This window comes from Thalassococcus halodurans (genome assembly GCF_900108225.1).
Classification (GTDB): domain Bacteria; phylum Pseudomonadota; class Alphaproteobacteria; order Rhodobacterales; family Rhodobacteraceae; genus Thalassococcus; species Thalassococcus halodurans.
Map to the genome: position 1 here is coordinate 399,429 of NZ_FNUZ01000001.1, position 15,456 is coordinate 414,884.

Sequence of the window (15,456 nt, forward strand, 5' to 3'; positions counted from 1 at the left end):
GTGGCGCGGCAGACTCATATCCGGCTCATATCCTGAAACTCAGAAATGAAAGATCGACGGAATGAATCAAACATCTCTAAAATAAGCCCTAAAAAAACGTATTACATTGAGCAGGTTCATATGGCACACCCTCGGATCGCCTCGTTCTGGAACGGCGCCCCGCTTAGCTTTTTGGAAAAACTTTGCCTGAAGTCGTTTGTCGACGTTGGTCACCCTATTCGTCTTTACACATACGAAGATCACCTTGAGGTGCCCGAAGGCGTCGAATTGGCCTGCGCGCGCGACATTCTGCCGGAAAAGACGTTAAAGGAATCGTTCAGCCCCAGCAGATAGGCCGTAGAAGCGCCAGTTTCCTGAGCACGTGCCTGATCTGGTTGACACAGATGGCACCATCAAACTTGGCACGGGCATGCGAGCGGATGTTCCCTATATGACCTTCGGCCCGCAGGCCTTGTCATACTTTTTGTTGAAGCATGGCGAAGACATCCACGCACAGCCGACCGATAATTACTATTCTATTCAACCGGTCCCGCTGCGGCAGAACTATTTCCGGCCCCGTCGCATTCGGGTTGAGGCCGCGAAAGATGCGGTCATGCTGCATCACGTCGGCGGCAAGCCGTTCCGTCGCAAGTTCGAGGCGATGGGCGAAGTTGTTATTCCGCACGACTATTCAATGATCGGGCAGGCCTGCAAAAAGCACGGCATCCAACCCGATCTGGAAATCGCGGCCTCCGCCTAAGCGCGTTATTCCGGCTTGTTCAGCTTTTCGAGGCGTGCAGTCACACTCAGACCGTGCGCCTCTAGGCTTTCGGACGCGGCCAATGCCTCTGCCGCCGGGCCGATGGCCTTCAGCGCCTCGGGTGTCATTTTGGACAGCGTCGTGCGTTTGACAAAGTCCATCACCGACAGACCGGACGAGAACCGCGCAGAACGCGCCGTGGGCAGAACGTGGTTCGGGCCGCCAACGTAGTCGCCAATGGCTTCTGGCGTCCAGTGGCCAAGGAAAATGGCCCCTGCGTGGGTGATCTTGGCCGACAGCGCATCCACATCAGCAACACACAGTTCAAGGTGCTCCGGCGCGATGCGGTCCGACAGGGCCGCAGCCTCATCGAGATCAGCCACAGTGATGATCGCGCCGAAGTCTTCCCAGGATTTGCCTGCGATGGCGCGACGTTCCAGCGTTTCCAAACGCTTTTCAACCGCTTGTGCGACGGCCCTCCCGAACTCGGCATCCGTTGTGATCAGGATCGCTTGGGCGCTTTCATCGTGTTCGGCCTGGCTCATCAAATCCAGCGCGATCCAGTCAGGGTCATTGTCGCCATCCGCGATGACCAGAATTTCGGACGGACCCGCGATCATGTCGATGCCGACCTTACCGAAAACACGACGCTTGGCGGCTGCAACAAAGGCGTTTCCGGGTCCGGTGATCTTATCAACCGGCTTGATCGTTTCGGTGCCATAGGCCAGCGCCGCGATCGCCTGCGCGCCACCGATGCGGTAAATCTCATCCACGCCGGACAGGCGCGCCGCCAACAGAACCAGCGGGTTGATAACGCCGTCAGGCGTGGGAACGGTGATGGCCAGACGACCAACACCAGCCACCTTCGCAGGAATGGCGTTCATCAAAACGGACGACGGATAAGAAGCCAGGCCGCCCGGCACATAAAGGCCCGCCGCCGAAACCGGCGTCCAACGCCAACCAAGCTGCGCGCCAGTGGCGTCGGTCCACATCGCGTCCTCGGGCATCTGACGGCTGTGATAGGCGCGGATGCGTTCAGCGGCCAGTTCAAGTGCCGCGCGCTCTTCGTCGGACACTTTGGCTATTTCCGCGTCAACCTCTGCGGCAGACACAGCCAGCTTATCCGCTGTCAGCTCCATCCGGTCAAATTTGGCCGTCAGTTCCAGAACCGCCGCATCGCCGCGTGCGCGGACATCGGCAATAATGTCTGCCACGACATGGTCCACGTCAGGGCTATCTTCCCGCTTGGCGCTTAGAAGCACCTGAAAATCGGTTTCAAAACCTGCGTCGCGCGTATCAAGAAAGACGGGCATGGTGGGGTCCTTTGTGGCTTGAGGGCCGTTATAATGCGATCTCGCATCGGCTCAAGCGGATGCGCAGGGCCAATGTGTCACGGCCCTGCGAAATAGATTATTCAGAATGGTCGGGCACGTGTCCTGAAACGGCCTTGTAGGGGCGCGTCACATCTTTCAGCGACACTTCCAACGCTTCGACGTTCGCGCGCAGGGCGCCATCGCCGGCCAGCACGAATTCAACCTGACCGTCTGCGTCCGTGCCGGGCGTGAAGTTGACCGACAAGACCGCCATGACCGTATCGCTATCACTGCGATCCACGCCTTGGCTGGCCATACCCAACACGTGATCCACAACCAGAAGCGACCGCACTCGTTCCGGCGGGCGCCCTGCCCGCTTGGCTGCATCCACATCTTCGCGGCGCAAACGGTTGATCAGAATCGCAAAACGCCGTTCCTTGGGCATCCAGCGCATATCGCCAATGGTGAACACCCCGTCCTGCGCCAAGGCGGAGATGACCTGCAGGTCATCCACATCCATGGCACCAAGGTTCAGAGGCTTGTCCTGCCCGTCTTCGAAACGTGCGTCTTCGGTCATTCGGCTTTTACCCGTTCGATTTTCGCGCCCACGCCAGAGAATTTGCGCACCACTTGTTCGTAGCCGCGATCAAGGTGATAGACACGGTTCACAATGGTTTCGCCTTCCGCCGCCAGACCCGCAAGGATCAGCGAAACAGACGCGCGCAGATCGGTCGCCATCACTGGCGCACCTTTCAGGCGCTCAACACCTGTCACAGTGGCCGTGCCGCCATGAACGTCGATCTTGGCGCCCATACGCATCAATTCCGGCGCGTGCATAAAGCGGTTTTCAAAGATTTTCTCTTCCAGAACCGAGGTGCCTTCGGCGGTACACAGCAGTGCCATCATCTGCGCCTGCAGGTCTGTCGGGAACCCTGGGAAAGGTTCGGTCGTCACGTCGACGGCGCGAACGCGGGCGTGACGGTTGGACACTTTCAGACCTTTGTCGGTTTCTTCCACGTTGATGCCAGCCGCATCCAATTTCTCACAGAACGCACCGATCAGATCGATCCGACCGCCAAGGCATTCAACCTCGCCACCACAGATCGCAGGCGCCAGCATATAGGTGCCCAATTCGATCCGGTCGGTGACAACGCTGTGCGTCGCACCGTGCAGGCGATCCACGCCTTGGATGGTGATTGTCGAGGTACCATCGCCTTCAATCTGCGCGCCCATCTTTCGCAGGCAATCTGCCAGATCGACGATTTCGGGTTCGCGCGCCGCGTTTTTGATCACGGTCGTGCCCTTGGCCAGTGTCGCGGCCATAAGCGCGTTTTCAGTGGCACCAACCGACACGATCGGGAAATCGACGATGCCGCCCTTCAGACCACCGGGCGCTTTGGCAAAGACGTAACCATCACGCAGATCAAGCTCTGCGCCCATCGCCTCGAATGCCTTCAAGTGCAGGTCGACCGGACGCGCGCCAATCGCACACCCACCGGGTAGCGAAACGACAGCATGACCGTCGCGCGCCAGCATCGGGCCAAGTACCAGAATGGATGCGCGCATCTTACGAACGATGTCGTATTCCGCCTTGTGATTCGAAATGTCGTGGCTCGACATTGCCAGAACCTGACCGTCCTGCAGCGAAGACACCTCGGCCCCCAGCGACTGCAGCAGCGTCGTCATTGTACGGATGTCGGACAGGCGCGGCGCGTTGGTCAGCGTCAGCGGCTCTTCCGACAAGAGCGTGGCAGGCATCAACGTCAGACACGCATTTTTCGCCCCGGCAATGGGGATTTGCCCGTTCAGCGGGCCATTGCCTGTCACAACGATTGAATCCATCAGCTCTTATCCTCTTTGTTTTCGTCGTCCCGCGGCGCGTTATCATTGCGCGCACGGGCCTGCGCTTTGCGCCGCGCCAAGTTCGCCTTGAGCGCAGCTTTCAGCCGTGCATCCCGATCATCGGCGGGCTTTTTGGGGGTGCCTGTACTTTGCTCCATAACACGTCTTTAACGAAGCGATGAAAAAGGGTCCAGATTGCGCTTGCGTGAGCGCAAAATTGCCTTTAGAGACCCGCCCACGCCAACACGGCACGGCGCTGCTGTAGCTCAGAGGTAGAGCACTCCCTTGGTAAGGGAGAGGTCGAGAGTTCAATTCTCTCCAGCAGCACCATTTTCCCAGAAGTAAATCTGCCCCTGATCTGCGTTTTCAGTACCCGGTCATGATGTCGGGCATTGATACCCAGAATGAATAGCCGGCTGCATGGTGTCTTCTTGCCTTCGATTGTACATTCTTTGCGGGAGGATCGGACATGACCAAAACAGCTGTGGTGACTGGGTGCAGTTCGGGAATCGGAGCGGCGGTGACGGATTATCTGCTTGCCCAAGGATGGCATGTCATCGGGCTTAGCCGACGGGCGCCTGACATTTCTGATCCGCAATTCACAAGCCTCCCTGTGGATCTATCCGACCGCGAGGACACCGCGCGTGTCATTGAGGAATTAGGTGCAGTTGATGCTCTGGTCCACGCGGCGGGCGTTCTGCGTGTCGGACCTATTGAGCATATCGATGCTGAAAGTGCCGCTGCGATGTGGCGTCTTCATGTGGATGCCGCCAGCCAGTTGATGCAGGGTATCTTGCCAAACATGTTCGATGGCGGGCGGGTCGTATTGGTCGGCAGCCGTGTAGCCAAAGGCTTGGCCGGCCGGTCTCAATATGCGGCGTCCAAGGCCGCGCTTGGCGGTTTGGCGCGGTCTGTCGCGGCCGAGATGGTCGCGCGTCGGATCACGGTCAACATTGTGTCGCCCGGAGCCACCCGAACACCCATGTTGGACGATCCGAACCGCGCGGGCGAAGCCCCCAAAACGCCCCCCATGGGCCGCTTTATCGAACCGTCCGAAATCGCGTCGACCGTCGGCTTTTTACTGTCCGACGGCGCCTGTAGCATCACCGGTCAAGACATCGTGGTCTGCGCAGGCGGATCGCTTTAGGCGGTTACCAGATCACCTTGGTCCAGTGCCGCGCCTTCTGCATGCTTGCGTACGTTCTGGGCCCAGTGCCCCACGATCCGTGCAAGGTTGTCTTGCGTCCCACCGGACATGTGCGGCGTAAGAACTGTGTTCGGAGCCGATCGTAGTGGGTGATCCAGCGGAAAGGGTTCGGGGTCAAAGACATCGAGGGCAGCACCCGCGATGTGACCGGTCTCAAGCGCCCGTAGCAGCGCATCCTGATCGACCACGCCCCCTCGTGCGGTGTTCACAAGGAACGCGCCTTTTTTCATGCGCGCCAAGGTATCTTCATTGATCAGATGGCGTGTGGCCTCGGTCAGCGGTGCGTGCAGGCTGACAACATCGGAACGCGCAATCAGCTCATCGAACGAGACATGGCCAGCGTGGCCCTCCAACGCGCCCGACCTGCGGGTATAGAGCACTTCGCAGTCGAAGCCGGACAGGCGGCGCGCGACGCATTGCGCAATCGCCCCGAAGCCCACCAGCCCGACAGTCGCACCGTTCAGGTCCCTGCCCTTTTCGTAAATACCGGGTTCGAGCCAGTCTCCTCCACGGACGCGTGCGTCACCGACGCATATCCGCTTCATGACGGCCAGCATCAGCCCAATGGTGTGATCCGCGACAGAAGCCGCGTTCTTGCCAGGAGAACGGGCCACCGTCAGCCCCTTGGCCAGCGCCTCTGAAACCGGCAGGCCGTCAGTACCTGTGCCCCATTGATGCAATAGCGCCAGATCGGGTGCGGCATCCAACATCGACGCGGGCATTTTCACCGCGCGGACGACAGCGTAGCGCACATTCGACAAGGCCGTGATGCGATCCTCTTCGGAATTGGAGGCCGGGAAGATCAGATCAAAGTCCGGCCCGACGATATCCTGGATGCGGGCCTGCATGACAGGATCAAAGGCTTCCAGAATGGCAACGCGCAAACGGGTCATAAGAATTCTCGTTTCTTTTATTCAGAGGGATTTACGCGTCGCTGTCTTCACGGCGGTACCGCACGGATGACCAATAAGCCAAGCCGATGAACGTCGCGCCCAAAAGGCCTGTTATCACCTCGTTCACGTGCCAGACGGTTTGCGAGAACATAATCACCGACAGGATCAGGATCGACCAGAAGGCGCCGTGTTCAAGATACCGCAGTTCGGACAGCGTGCCCTTTTCCACCAGCATAATCGTCATAGAACGGACGTACATCGCGCCGATGCCCAGACCGATAGCGATCAGGAACAGGTTTTGGGTCAGGGCAAAGGCCCCGATGACACCATCAAAGCTGAACGACGCATCCAGGACTTCAAGGTACAAGAACGCACCGATACCACCCTTGGCGACGGTGTCCGCCGCATCGGCCTTATCAAGAATGTGGCCCAGCATGTCGACGGCCAGATAGGTCAGCAGCCCACAGATCGCGGCAAAGTAATAGCGCCCTTCGTCCTGTTCGGGCAGCACACAGCCGAAGATCAGCATGATCAGCAGAACAAAAGCCGCTTCGGCCCCTTTGACCGATCCGGCCTTGCGCAGCCACGTTTCCAGCGTGCGGATCCAGTCGACCTCTTTGCCTTCGTCGATGAAATAGCTCAGCGCGACCATCATCAAAAAGGCCCCGCCAAAAGCGGCGATGGACAGATGTGCCTCGCCAATAATTCGGGCGTATTCGTCGGGTTCGGATGCAGCCAGCACGATGGCCTCGATCGGGCCGATGCCAGCCGCGATCACCACGATCAAAAGCGGAAAGACGATCCGCATGCCGAACACGGCGATCAGGATGCCCCACGTCAAAAAGCGCTGCCGCCAGACAGGCGTCATGGTTTTCAGCTTGTTGGCGTTGACGATGGCGTTGTCGAAGGAAAGCGAGATTTCCAAGACCGACAGGATCAACCCGATGAACAGAAAGCTGAGCGCACCTGACAGGTGGCCCGAATAGCTCCACCCCAGTGCGAAGGCGCCGATCAGACCAAGCGCAGTAACGATGAACGCCCAACGGAAGTAGTGCAGTAAAGAAGACTCGGACATATCAAACCACCGGCGTCAAAAGGGGCTGGCCCTGAAAATGGGCGGCAAGGTTATCGACGACCAACTGGGCCATTGCATCACGTGTCTCGACCGTGCCCGAGGCATGGTGCGGGTACAGCGTAACATTCGGCAAACCGGTCAGTCGCGGGTCGGGGTTGGGTTCGTTATAGAAAACATCCAGCCCCGCAGACCCGAGCTTGCCTGTGCTAAGCGCCTCGATCAGATCGGCTTCGTTCACCACCGATCCCCGTGCGACATTAATCAGGGTGCCCGTCGGGCCGAGCGCCTTGAGCACGTCGGCGTTGATCATGCCATCCGTATCAGGACCGCCCGGAACGATCACAACAAGGATGTCCGACCATTCGGCCAGTTGGGTGACGTTTTCGAAATAGCGGTGCAGGACCTGCTTTGCACTGCGCGCAGTATAGCCGATCTCAAGCCCCAAAGGCTCGAACCGCCGTGCGATGGCTTTGCCTATGTTGCCCAGACCGACGATACCGGCCTTCTTTCCACGTACCGACGACAACAAGGGGTACATGCCTTTGCGACCCCAGTCGCCTGACGCCGTATAGGCGTGGGCGTTGATCAATTCGCGACGGCAAGCCAGCGTCAGCATCAACGCCGCATCTGCCACGTCGTCGATCAAAGCATTCGAGGTGTTGGTAAACGCAATGCCGCGTTCAGCCAGCGCGGCCACATCAATGGTTTCAAATCCTGCCGAGGAACACGCCACGATTTGCAGGTTCGGCAGATACTCCAGATCAGCACGGGTCAACGCCGAATGCCCGTTGGTGACGATCCCCACACAGCGCGGGCCGTATTCGGCCAGAAACGCCGTGCGGTCCTCTGCCTGATCCAAACGATGCAGGGTGTAGGTTTCTTCCAATTGTGCCATGGCCTTGGGACGGGCTGGATACATGACGAGAATATCAGGCTTGTCCATTTCAGACGGCCTCCTGCAAGTCTAGACGTTCTGCGCGGCGGGCGGCTTGCACCTCGGGGTCGGGATGCAGCGACGCGGCCAAAAGATTGCGCGTATATATTTCGCGGGGCGCGTCGAAAATCTGCGCGACAGGCCCCTGTTCGACGATGCGACCGCCCTGCATCACCACCACCCGATGGGCAAAATCGCGCACCAAAGGCAGGTCGTGAGCAATGAAAAGATAGGACAGGCCAAGTTCTTCTTGCAGGCGATTCAGCAGGGTGATGACCTGCGCCTGAATGGATACGTCCAAGGCCGAAACCGCTTCGTCGCAGACGATTAGCTTGGGTTCCAGCGCTAGGGCGCGGGCGATCGCAATCCGCTGACGCTGACCACCGGAAAACTGGTGGGGGTAGCGGTACATATGGCTGGCATTCAGGCCGACCTGTTCCAGCAATTCCTGAACGCGTGCCGTCCATTTTTCCTTGGGCAGGATTTCGGGATGGATCACGAACGCCTCGGAAATGATATCGTAGACCGACATCCGCGGGTTCAGCGACTGGGTCGGATCCTGAAACACCATCTGGATTTCGCGACGAAGCGCGAACAGTTCGGCGGCATCCATCGTCACCAGATCGCGCCCCTGATAAAGCGCCTCGCCGGAAGTGGCGTCTTCCAGCCGCAAAAGGGTTTTGGCCAAAGTCGATTTGCCCGACCCGCTTTCGCCGACAATGGCAACGGTTTCGCCGGGCAGAACTGTCAGGCTGGCATCCTGAAGGGCGGTGAAGGCACCGTATTTTTTACCCATCTTGTTGATCTCAAGGATGGGTTTGATGGCCGTATCCATCGGCTCGGCCATTTCTCCTGTTCCGGGAACGGCACCGATCAGCTGTTTGGTATAAGGATGGGTCGGGTTGTGATACACCTGCGTCGCAGTGCCGGTTTCGACAATCTCGCCCGAGTTCATCACCACCACACGATCCGCAACTTCGGCCACCACGCCAAGATCATGCGTGATCAACAGAAGGCCCATTTGGGTTTCCGCCTGAAGCTCTTCCAGAAGATCAAGGATTTGCGCTTGAACCGTCACGTCCAAAGCGGTCGTGGGTTCGTCCGCAATCAGAATATCCGGCTTCATGCCCAACGCCATCGCGATCATCAGACGCTGACGCTGACCGCCGGAAAATTCGTGCGGATAGCTGTCGATCTTATCGGCGGCATTCGGGATGCCGACCCGCTCCATCAGTTCCAGCGCACGGGCGCGCGCCTCATCCTTGGGCGTGCCGTGGGCCGTCATAATCTCGGCGATCTGAAAGCCCACGGTGTAGACCGGATTAAGGTGGCTCAGCGGATCCTGAAAGATCATCGCAATGCGCCGCCCGTTCAGATCCCTGCGCTGATCGTCTGTCATCTTCAACAGGTCTTGCCCGTCAAAAAGCAGTTCGCCCGACACAATCTCGCCCGGGGGGCAGTCAATCAGGTTCATGATGGCCGAAGCGGACACCGATTTACCCGAACCGGACTCGCCCAGAATGGCCAGCGTTTCGCCGCGATCCAGATGCCAGCTGACATCGCGGACCGCATGGACCGTGCCTTGGGCTGTGTGGAAATCGACCGACAGATTGCGGACTTCTAACAAGTGATCAGCCATTGGACTTTTTCCCGATTTCAAGACGCCAGCGCTGGACCGGATCAAGCGCAACGCGCATCCAGTTCGACAGAAGGTTCAAAGACAGGGTGGTCAGAATAATCGCCAGACCCGGCCAGAAGGACAGCCACCAAGCGGTCGTAAGATAGGCTTTGCCCTGGGCAACCATCAGGCCCCATGTGATCTCGGGCGGCTGGATGCCGATCCCGAGGAAGGACAGCGAACTTTCTGCCAGCATGACAAAGGCAAAATCCAGCGTCGCGATGGTGACAAGCGTCGGGAACACGACCGGCAAGATGTGTTTGAACACGATCCGGTTGGTGGATGCGCCCATAACGCGGGCTGCCTGCACGAACATGCGTTCGCGAATTTCCAACACCTCGGCGCGGGAGGTCCGCAGATAAACTGGGATACGCGTGATCGCCAAAACGATGATCAGGTTCCCGACCGATGGCACGAGCATATAGAGCACGATCACAGCCAACAGAAGCGACGGGAACGACATAATGACATCCGCCAAGCGCATGATGATCTGGCTGCCCATGCGCGTTGTGTAACCGGCAATCAGGCCCAGCGTTGTGCCAATGGCCAGCGACACAACAACAGCGCCTGTTGCGACCATCAAGGTGTTCTGCGACGCCACAACGATGCGCGCCAGCAGCGGACGTCCAAGTGCATCGCCCCCCAGCCAGAACACCCAGTCCTTCGAGAAATCAAAAGGTGCCGCGTTCCGGCCACGCAGGTTTTGTTTGGTCGCCACATCCTCAAGCAACGGCGCACCGAACAGGGCGCAGAAGATGACGATCAGGATGAAAATCGCCGCACAAAACGCCAGCTTGTCACGCCAGAGCATCATCAGGATTTGCTTGGCCGGATGCGTCTGTGCGGGGATGTTTTGGGGCGGAAGGGTCTTTGTATCGGTCATGGTCATAGCTCAGTACCGGATGCGCGGATCAAGCACCGCGTAGAGAATGTCGATCAGGATATTCATGACAAAGATGGCAACAGCGGTGACCATGATCGCGGCAAGAACAACGGTGAAATCCCGTTGCAGGATCGAGTCGATCATCAGTTTGCCAACGCCGGGAAAGCCAAAGATCGTTTCGACCACCACAGCCCCGTTCAACAGCGCGGCGGCTTGGTCGCCAATCACGGTGATGACCGGCAACATCGCATTACGCAGCGCGTGAACAAAGATGATCGGCTTGTTGCGAAGCCCTTTGGCGCGTGCGGTCTTGACGTAAGCCGAACTGAGCGTCGACACCATCGACCCACGCACCACCTGAAGGATCAGGCCAAAGGGACGGATAAACAGAACGGCGATGGGCAAAATCCAGTGCCAGACCGTGCCGGTGCCGGATGTCGGCAGCCATCCAAGCCCGACCGAAAAGATCACGATAGAAATGATCGCAATCCAGAAATCAGGGGCCGAGGCACCGATCAGCGAAAAGAACGTTGCGATGCGGTCAAACACACCACCGATATGGAAGGCGGCAATGGACCCGATGACAATCGCGGCCACCGTGACCAGCGTCATGGTGATCAGCGCCAGTTGAAGCGTCCAGACAAAGGCCTGCAAAACCACATCGATCGCGGGGGCAGAGCGGCGGATCGACATGCCGAAATCAAACTGCACGAGATCGCCGACGTAACGGCCAAACTGTACAAGGATCGGATCATTCAGGCCGTGAAGTTCGCGAAACTGTTCGCGGCTTTCCAGCGACGCGTCGACAGGCAGGTACAAGGTTGTCGGATCACCTGTCAGTCGGGAAAGAAAGAACACCAGAACCACCAGTCCCATCAGGGAAATCAGGCTGGCAAAGGCACGTTTCTGTAAGAAAGCGGTCATTTAAGCCCCCCTTGAGGCCAGAGGGCGCAACGCGGCGCCCTCTGATCATGCGTTTACTTGAACGAGATCTGAGCCAACTGCAGCTCGGAGTTCGTCTTGATCGTCGGTTCAAAGTCCAGACGTTCGCCTACGCGGCTGAAACCAACCATGTGGAACAGGAAGACATCTGTCACGTTTTCTTCGTGGATGTAGGCAAAAAGGTCCTTCCACTTGGCTTCGCGTTCAGCACCAACGGAGGCTGTCGCATCCGCGATCATGCTGTCGATCTTTTCATCACACACGCCGGACTGAAGACCGTCACAAGCGTATTTGAAGTACATCGAGAACACCGGATCGCCGTTGGCGTTATCGTGCTGTGCCTGAACCATTTGCGGGCCACGATCTTCAGCGAAGGGCTTGGAATAGAAGTTCTCCCATTCGGCGACTTCGTACATTTCCAGCTTCATGTTGAAACCGGCGTCCTGGAACATCGCTGTCAGCGCTTCCATGGTTTCCAGCACGTTGCCAAAGTTGCCTGTCCGACCGATCAGCGTGATTTCCTGATCCACATCGACACCATCTGCCTTGGCTTCTGCCAGCAGCGCTTTGGCCTGCTCGGGGTCATAAGCGTAGTGCGTCAGGTCCGTGTTGTAACCGATGGTCGACGGCGGCGTCATGCCGGTGGCCAGAAGCGTACCGTTGGCTAGGATGGTGCCCACAAATGCTTCGCGATCCACAGCGAGATTCAGCGCCTTGCGCACGCGCACATCGTTCAGCGGTGCGATATTGTGATCAACGCGCAGGTACACCGTTTCCGAGTTCGGGTAGGAGTAATCCATGGCGTCGTTGGTCGCATCCTGCAGCGCGATGTTCGGCGCGATGTCTGCTTCGCCGGTCTGAACCATCGCGGCGCGAACCGCGCTGTCGGAACGGAAGACGTAGTTTGCGGACTGAACCGCAGGCTGGTCACCCCAGTAGTTCGGGTTCGCCGACAGTTTGATGTTCTGGCCTACGTTATATTCGTCAAACGTGTAGGGGCCTGTGCCAACCGGCGTGGAGACAAAGCTGTCGACCGCTGTTTCCGCAGGCACCACTGTCATTGTGGACATCAGAAGCGGCAGGATCGGCTGAGCAGGATCGGCAGTGATGTCGATGGTGTTCGCATCCACAACATTTGTGGTCAGCTCCATCCCGCCGAAATACTTGGCGCCGATCTCGCACACGATTTTGTCGCCGGTTGTACGGGCAATGGAATGCGCCACGTCTTCGGCATCAAAAGCGCTGCCATCGTGGAAGGTTACACCGTCACGCAGGTGGAAACGCCATGTGCCACCGCCCATGTCTTCCCACTCGGTCGCAAGGCGCGGCTGCAGGCCCTGACCCGGAACCATTTCGGTGATCGTCTCGGCGATGTTCTGCAAAACGACGCGACCGATGTTGGACCGCGATGACATGCACGGATCAACCAGATCAAGCTCTTCCGACAGGACGACGGTGACGGCATTGTCTTGCGCCATGGCGGGCAAGGCCACGACCATCGCGAGCGCTGTTCCCTTAAGACAAGCTTTTAAATTCATTAACTTTCCTCCTCTGTGCAGCTGTCCCGCAATCCGGGCTGCTGCTTGCCCGGCGGGATCCTTGTTGCGCCTGTCCTCCCTGACCGACGCCGGTGATTCACAAGGATTGCCTCCTGTGTGATATCCCCAAAATTGAATTACAGTGATGCGTTATGGGTATCATTTGGCTCATTCGAGGCATTGTGCTCATGCAGAAATCCTCCGCGTGCTCAGCGCCATCAGAATGGTCGACACCAGAATAATCGTGGACCCGATCCAGGCGGTCATTCCGACCGTTTCACCGAAGGCCCACCAAGCGGCGGCCGCGATCAAGGGAAGCCGGATGAAGTCGATGGGCGCGATCAAAGAGGCATCGGCATATTGAAATGCGCGCGTCACCATCAGCTGGTTGAACGCCCCTATTGCCCCCTGCAATGCCAGCAACGCCCATTCGACCGGCGTTGGCGTGGCCCAGAACCAAATCGCCGGGATCAACGCAATCGGAACGGTGGCAATGAGGTTCCATGCGACCAGCGTTTCGCTGCTTTCCCGCGCGCCCATAACCTTAAGCATCAACTGGATCGCAGCCAGCAACAAAGCCGACGCAAAGGCGAACAACAGGGCTGGCTCGAACGATGCACCGCGCGGGTTCAGAAGAACCAGAACGCCGCCAAATCCGATAATGACCGCCAAGATGCGCAATGCCCGCGGACGTTCCCGCAAGACGATCCATGCCCCGATCGACACGAATACCGGCGCGGCATAGCCGATGGCCGTGACCATCACCAAGGGCGCCTGTGCCAACGCAAGGAACAACAGCAATAGCGACGCAAGCTTCAATCCCGCGCGCAGCAGGTGCAACCCGTAGCGGCGTGTCACCAGAATTTCGGGACGACGCAAAATCCAAGGCAGCATCGCCAGAAGCCCGAAGGCGGCGCGCGTAAAAGCCATAAAAAACGGGGAAACCTGCCCGGCAAGGACACGTACGATCAGAGTATCAATCGTATTCGCGACCGCGACGACCAACATGATCGCTACCCCTATTAGTGCGTTTCGCTCCAAATGCGTGTCCTTCCAGTCAGCAATCAGAGAAAACATCCATATCATCATATTTGTAAACACAAAAAATCATCAAAATAATCGCTGCCAATTTAACCCATTGTTTTTCATTGTTTTAATTCGATAAATTTACCAATTTTTCTTCAATTTACAAATCTATCAACTTGACAACTTCTAAATCAATTGACCCTTATCGACAAAAATTCAGGATTGCGAAGACATGATTCCCGAACCACCACCCACAACCCCGGAAAGCATCGCCAAACATATGGATGGCGCGTTGCGGCCCGCAGGTGGCGGGCGGCAGCTTGCCTTCCTTCCATCCCCGCGCGTTCAGAACCACGCGGCCTTCTTGCTTCGTGGAACTGACGGCAACCTGACTTGTGCGTGGTTTGCTGGCGGGCTTGAGGGCAAAGCAGACATTTGCATCCACAAATCGACGCTGGAAAACGGACGGTGGTCCGACGCGGAACAGCTTACCGATGACCCCGATCACTCGGAACAGAACCCGGTTCTGTTCGATGCGCCTGACGGACGGCATCTGTTGATCCATACGGCACAGCCCGGCGGCAATCAGGACCGGTGCACCATCCAGATGCGCGACCTAAACGGCGAGACGCGCGCACTTCCGCTGCCCTTAGGCAGTTTCGTGCGCGCCCGCCCCGAAATCCGGGCAGATGGCGCGTGGCTTTTACCGCTGTTTCACTGCACCCACAGCCCCGGAGCCCGCTGGACAGGCCGCCACGACACCGCATCTGTTGCGATCAGCGCTGACAACGGCGAAACATGGCGGCGCGTTGAGGTTCCGGACTCGGTCGGTTGCGTGCACATGACATTGGTTCCGCTGGGCCCAGACCACTACGCCGCCTTTTTCCGCCGCAGGCAGGCGGATTACGTCTATCGCTGCGAAAGCACCGATGGCGGCGAAAGCTGGACCAGCCCGCAGCCGACGGACGTCCCGAACAACAACAGCTCGATCGCGGCACGCATGCTGTCGGACGGACGGATTGGCATTGTTTGCAACCCGGTAAACGCCGCAATGGACCCTAGCCGCCGCGCATCGCTTTATGACGAACTTTATGACGATGAACGACCCGAAGCCGACGGCGGCTGCGATGCCATCTGGGGCGTGCGACGCGCGCCTTTGATCCTTGCCCTGTCCAGCGACGGCGGCCACAGCTTTCCTGACCGGATCATGCTGATGGACGGCCCCGGCACCTGCCTGTCCAACGACAGCGAAGATGGCCGCAACCACGAACTATCTTACCCTGCATTGAATGAGGCGCCGAATGGCGACATCGACGTATGCTTTACCTACCACCGGCGGGCCATTGCACACCTGCGCATTCCGGCGGCTGAACTGAAGGTTTGAAG

General features: G+C 58.2%; 16 protein-coding genes and 1 tRNA gene. 5 read left to right on the plus strand and 12 right to left on the minus strand.

The window, feature by feature from the left end; translation table 11 throughout:
- Positions 1–120: 120 nt before the first annotated feature.
- Positions 121–333, plus strand: coding sequence for a hypothetical protein (locus C4S59_RS02025; RefSeq protein ID WP_103908800.1), 213 nt, complete (start codon positions 121–123; stop codon positions 331–333).
- 28 nt (positions 334–361) lie between these two features.
- Positions 362–739, plus strand: coding sequence for a hypothetical protein (locus C4S59_RS02030; RefSeq protein ID WP_103908801.1), 378 nt, complete (start codon positions 362–364; stop codon positions 737–739).
- Positions 740–744: 5 nt separating this feature from the next.
- On the opposite strand, the gene hisD is transcribed toward C4S59_RS02030, so the two are convergent.
- From hisD to C4S59_RS19620, 4 genes are all read right to left on the minus strand, one after another.
- Positions 745–2,052, minus strand: coding sequence for a histidinol dehydrogenase (gene hisD / locus C4S59_RS02035; protein ID WP_103908802.1), 1,308 nt, complete (start codon positions 2,050–2,052; stop codon positions 745–747).
- Between the two features lie 97 nt (positions 2,053–2,149).
- Entirely contained in the window at positions 2,150–2,629 is a 480-nt protein-coding gene (locus C4S59_RS02040; protein ID WP_103908803.1) for a DUF2948 family protein, read from the minus strand.
- The gene (gene murA, locus C4S59_RS02045; RefSeq protein ID WP_103908804.1) at positions 2,626–3,894 is read right to left on the minus strand and encodes a UDP-N-acetylglucosamine 1-carboxyvinyltransferase; all 1,269 of its coding nucleotides are present in this window, start codon (positions 3,892–3,894) and stop codon (positions 2,626–2,628) included. Before murA ends, C4S59_RS02040 begins: the two co-directional genes overlap by 4 nt.
- Positions 3,894–4,052 (minus strand): hypothetical protein, encoded by a 159-nt coding sequence (locus C4S59_RS19620; protein WP_200813148.1) that lies wholly within the window; start codon positions 4,050–4,052, stop codon positions 3,894–3,896. The genes murA and C4S59_RS19620 overlap by 1 nt, the downstream gene beginning before the upstream one ends.
- Positions 4,053–4,149: 97 nt before the next feature.
- Between C4S59_RS19620 and C4S59_RS02050 the strand changes: the two genes are divergently transcribed.
- Positions 4,150–4,224 (plus strand) — tRNA-Thr (locus C4S59_RS02050).
- Between the two features lie 139 nt (positions 4,225–4,363).
- Positions 4,364–5,041, plus strand: a complete 678-nt coding sequence (locus tag C4S59_RS02055) for an SDR family NAD(P)-dependent oxidoreductase (protein ID WP_103908805.1) — start codon at positions 4,364–4,366, stop codon at positions 5,039–5,041.
- On the opposite strand, the gene C4S59_RS02060 is transcribed toward C4S59_RS02055, so the two are convergent.
- From C4S59_RS02060 to C4S59_RS02095, 8 genes are all read right to left on the minus strand, one after another.
- A complete protein-coding gene (locus C4S59_RS02060) occupies positions 5,038–5,994 on the minus strand; it encodes a 2-hydroxyacid dehydrogenase (RefSeq protein WP_103908806.1) in 957 nt (318 codons plus the stop codon). The genes C4S59_RS02055 and C4S59_RS02060 overlap by 4 nt on opposite strands.
- A gap of 31 nt (positions 5,995–6,025) precedes the next feature.
- Positions 6,026–7,069 (minus strand): DUF475 domain-containing protein, encoded by a 1,044-nt coding sequence (locus C4S59_RS02065; protein WP_103908807.1) that lies wholly within the window; start codon positions 7,067–7,069, stop codon positions 6,026–6,028.
- 1 nt (position 7,070) lies between these two features.
- Positions 7,071–8,012, minus strand: coding sequence for a 2-hydroxyacid dehydrogenase (locus C4S59_RS02070; protein ID WP_103908808.1), 942 nt, complete (start codon positions 8,010–8,012; stop codon positions 7,071–7,073).
- Position 8,013: 1 nt separating this feature from the next.
- A complete protein-coding gene (locus C4S59_RS02075) occupies positions 8,014–9,642 on the minus strand; it encodes an ABC transporter ATP-binding protein (protein WP_103908809.1) in 1,629 nt (542 codons plus the stop codon).
- A complete protein-coding gene (locus C4S59_RS02080) occupies positions 9,635–10,564 on the minus strand; it encodes an ABC transporter permease (RefSeq protein WP_103909387.1) in 930 nt (309 codons plus the stop codon). The genes C4S59_RS02075 and C4S59_RS02080 overlap by 8 nt, the downstream gene beginning before the upstream one ends.
- A gap of 9 nt (positions 10,565–10,573) precedes the next feature.
- Positions 10,574–11,488 (minus strand): ABC transporter permease, encoded by a 915-nt coding sequence (locus C4S59_RS02085; RefSeq protein WP_103908810.1) that lies wholly within the window; start codon positions 11,486–11,488, stop codon positions 10,574–10,576.
- A gap of 53 nt (positions 11,489–11,541) precedes the next feature.
- A complete protein-coding gene (locus tag C4S59_RS02090; protein ID WP_103908811.1) occupies positions 11,542–13,044 on the minus strand; it encodes an ABC transporter substrate-binding protein in 1,503 nt (500 codons plus the stop codon).
- A gap of 186 nt (positions 13,045–13,230) precedes the next feature.
- Positions 13,231–14,133 (minus strand): DMT family transporter, encoded by a 903-nt coding sequence (locus C4S59_RS02095; RefSeq protein ID WP_103908812.1) that lies wholly within the window; start codon positions 14,131–14,133, stop codon positions 13,231–13,233.
- Positions 14,134–14,302: 169 nt separating this feature from the next.
- On the opposite strand from C4S59_RS02095, the gene C4S59_RS02100 reads away from it, so the two are divergent.
- The gene (locus C4S59_RS02100; RefSeq protein ID WP_103908813.1) at positions 14,303–15,454 is read left to right on the plus strand and encodes a sialidase family protein; all 1,152 of its coding nucleotides are present in this window, start codon (positions 14,303–14,305) and stop codon (positions 15,452–15,454) included.
- Positions 15,455–15,456 lie beyond the last annotated feature (2 nt).

What these genes read in the sequence shown, in the direction of transcription:
- C4S59_RS02075 (WP_103908809.1), bottom strand. Translation starts at nt 9,642, where the DNA reads ATGGCTGATCACTTGTTAGAAGTCCGCAATCTGTCGGTCGATTTCCAC.
- C4S59_RS02070 (WP_103908808.1), bottom strand. Translation starts at nt 8,012, where the DNA reads ATGGACAAGCCTGATATTCTCGTCATGTATCCAGCCCGTCCCAAGGCC.
- C4S59_RS02085 (WP_103908810.1), bottom strand. Translation starts at nt 11,488, where the DNA reads ATGACCGCTTTCTTACAGAAACGTGCCTTTGCCAGCCTGATTTCCCTG.
- C4S59_RS19620 (WP_200813148.1), bottom strand. Translation starts at nt 4,052, where the DNA reads ATGGAGCAAAGTACAGGCACCCCCAAAAAGCCCGCCGATGATCGGGAT.
- murA (WP_103908804.1), bottom strand. Translation starts at nt 3,894, where the DNA reads ATGGATTCAATCGTTGTGACAGGCAATGGCCCGCTGAACGGGCAAATC.
- C4S59_RS02060 (WP_103908806.1), bottom strand. Translation starts at nt 5,994, where the DNA reads ATGACCCGTTTGCGCGTTGCCATTCTGGAAGCCTTTGATCCTGTCATG.
- C4S59_RS02080 (WP_103909387.1), bottom strand. Translation starts at nt 10,564, where the DNA reads ATGACCGATACAAAGACCCTTCCGCCCCAAAACATCCCCGCACAGACG.
- C4S59_RS02095 (WP_103908812.1), bottom strand. Translation starts at nt 14,133, where the DNA reads ATGATGATATGGATGTTTTCTCTGATTGCTGACTGGAAGGACACGCAT.
- C4S59_RS02055 (WP_103908805.1), top strand. Translation starts at nt 4,364, where the DNA reads ATGACCAAAACAGCTGTGGTGACTGGGTGCAGTTCGGGAATCGGAGCG.
- C4S59_RS02040 (WP_103908803.1), bottom strand. Translation starts at nt 2,629, where the DNA reads ATGACCGAAGACGCACGTTTCGAAGACGGGCAGGACAAGCCTCTGAAC.
- C4S59_RS02025 (WP_103908800.1), top strand. Translation starts at nt 121, where the DNA reads ATGGCACACCCTCGGATCGCCTCGTTCTGGAACGGCGCCCCGCTTAGC.
- C4S59_RS02065 (WP_103908807.1), bottom strand. Translation starts at nt 7,069, where the DNA reads ATGTCCGAGTCTTCTTTACTGCACTACTTCCGTTGGGCGTTCATCGTT.
- C4S59_RS02100 (WP_103908813.1), top strand. Translation starts at nt 14,303, where the DNA reads ATGATTCCCGAACCACCACCCACAACCCCGGAAAGCATCGCCAAACAT.
- C4S59_RS02090 (WP_103908811.1), bottom strand. Translation starts at nt 13,044, where the DNA reads ATGAATTTAAAAGCTTGTCTTAAGGGAACAGCGCTCGCGATGGTCGTG.
- hisD (WP_103908802.1), bottom strand. Translation starts at nt 2,052, where the DNA reads ATGCCCGTCTTTCTTGATACGCGCGACGCAGGTTTTGAAACCGATTTT.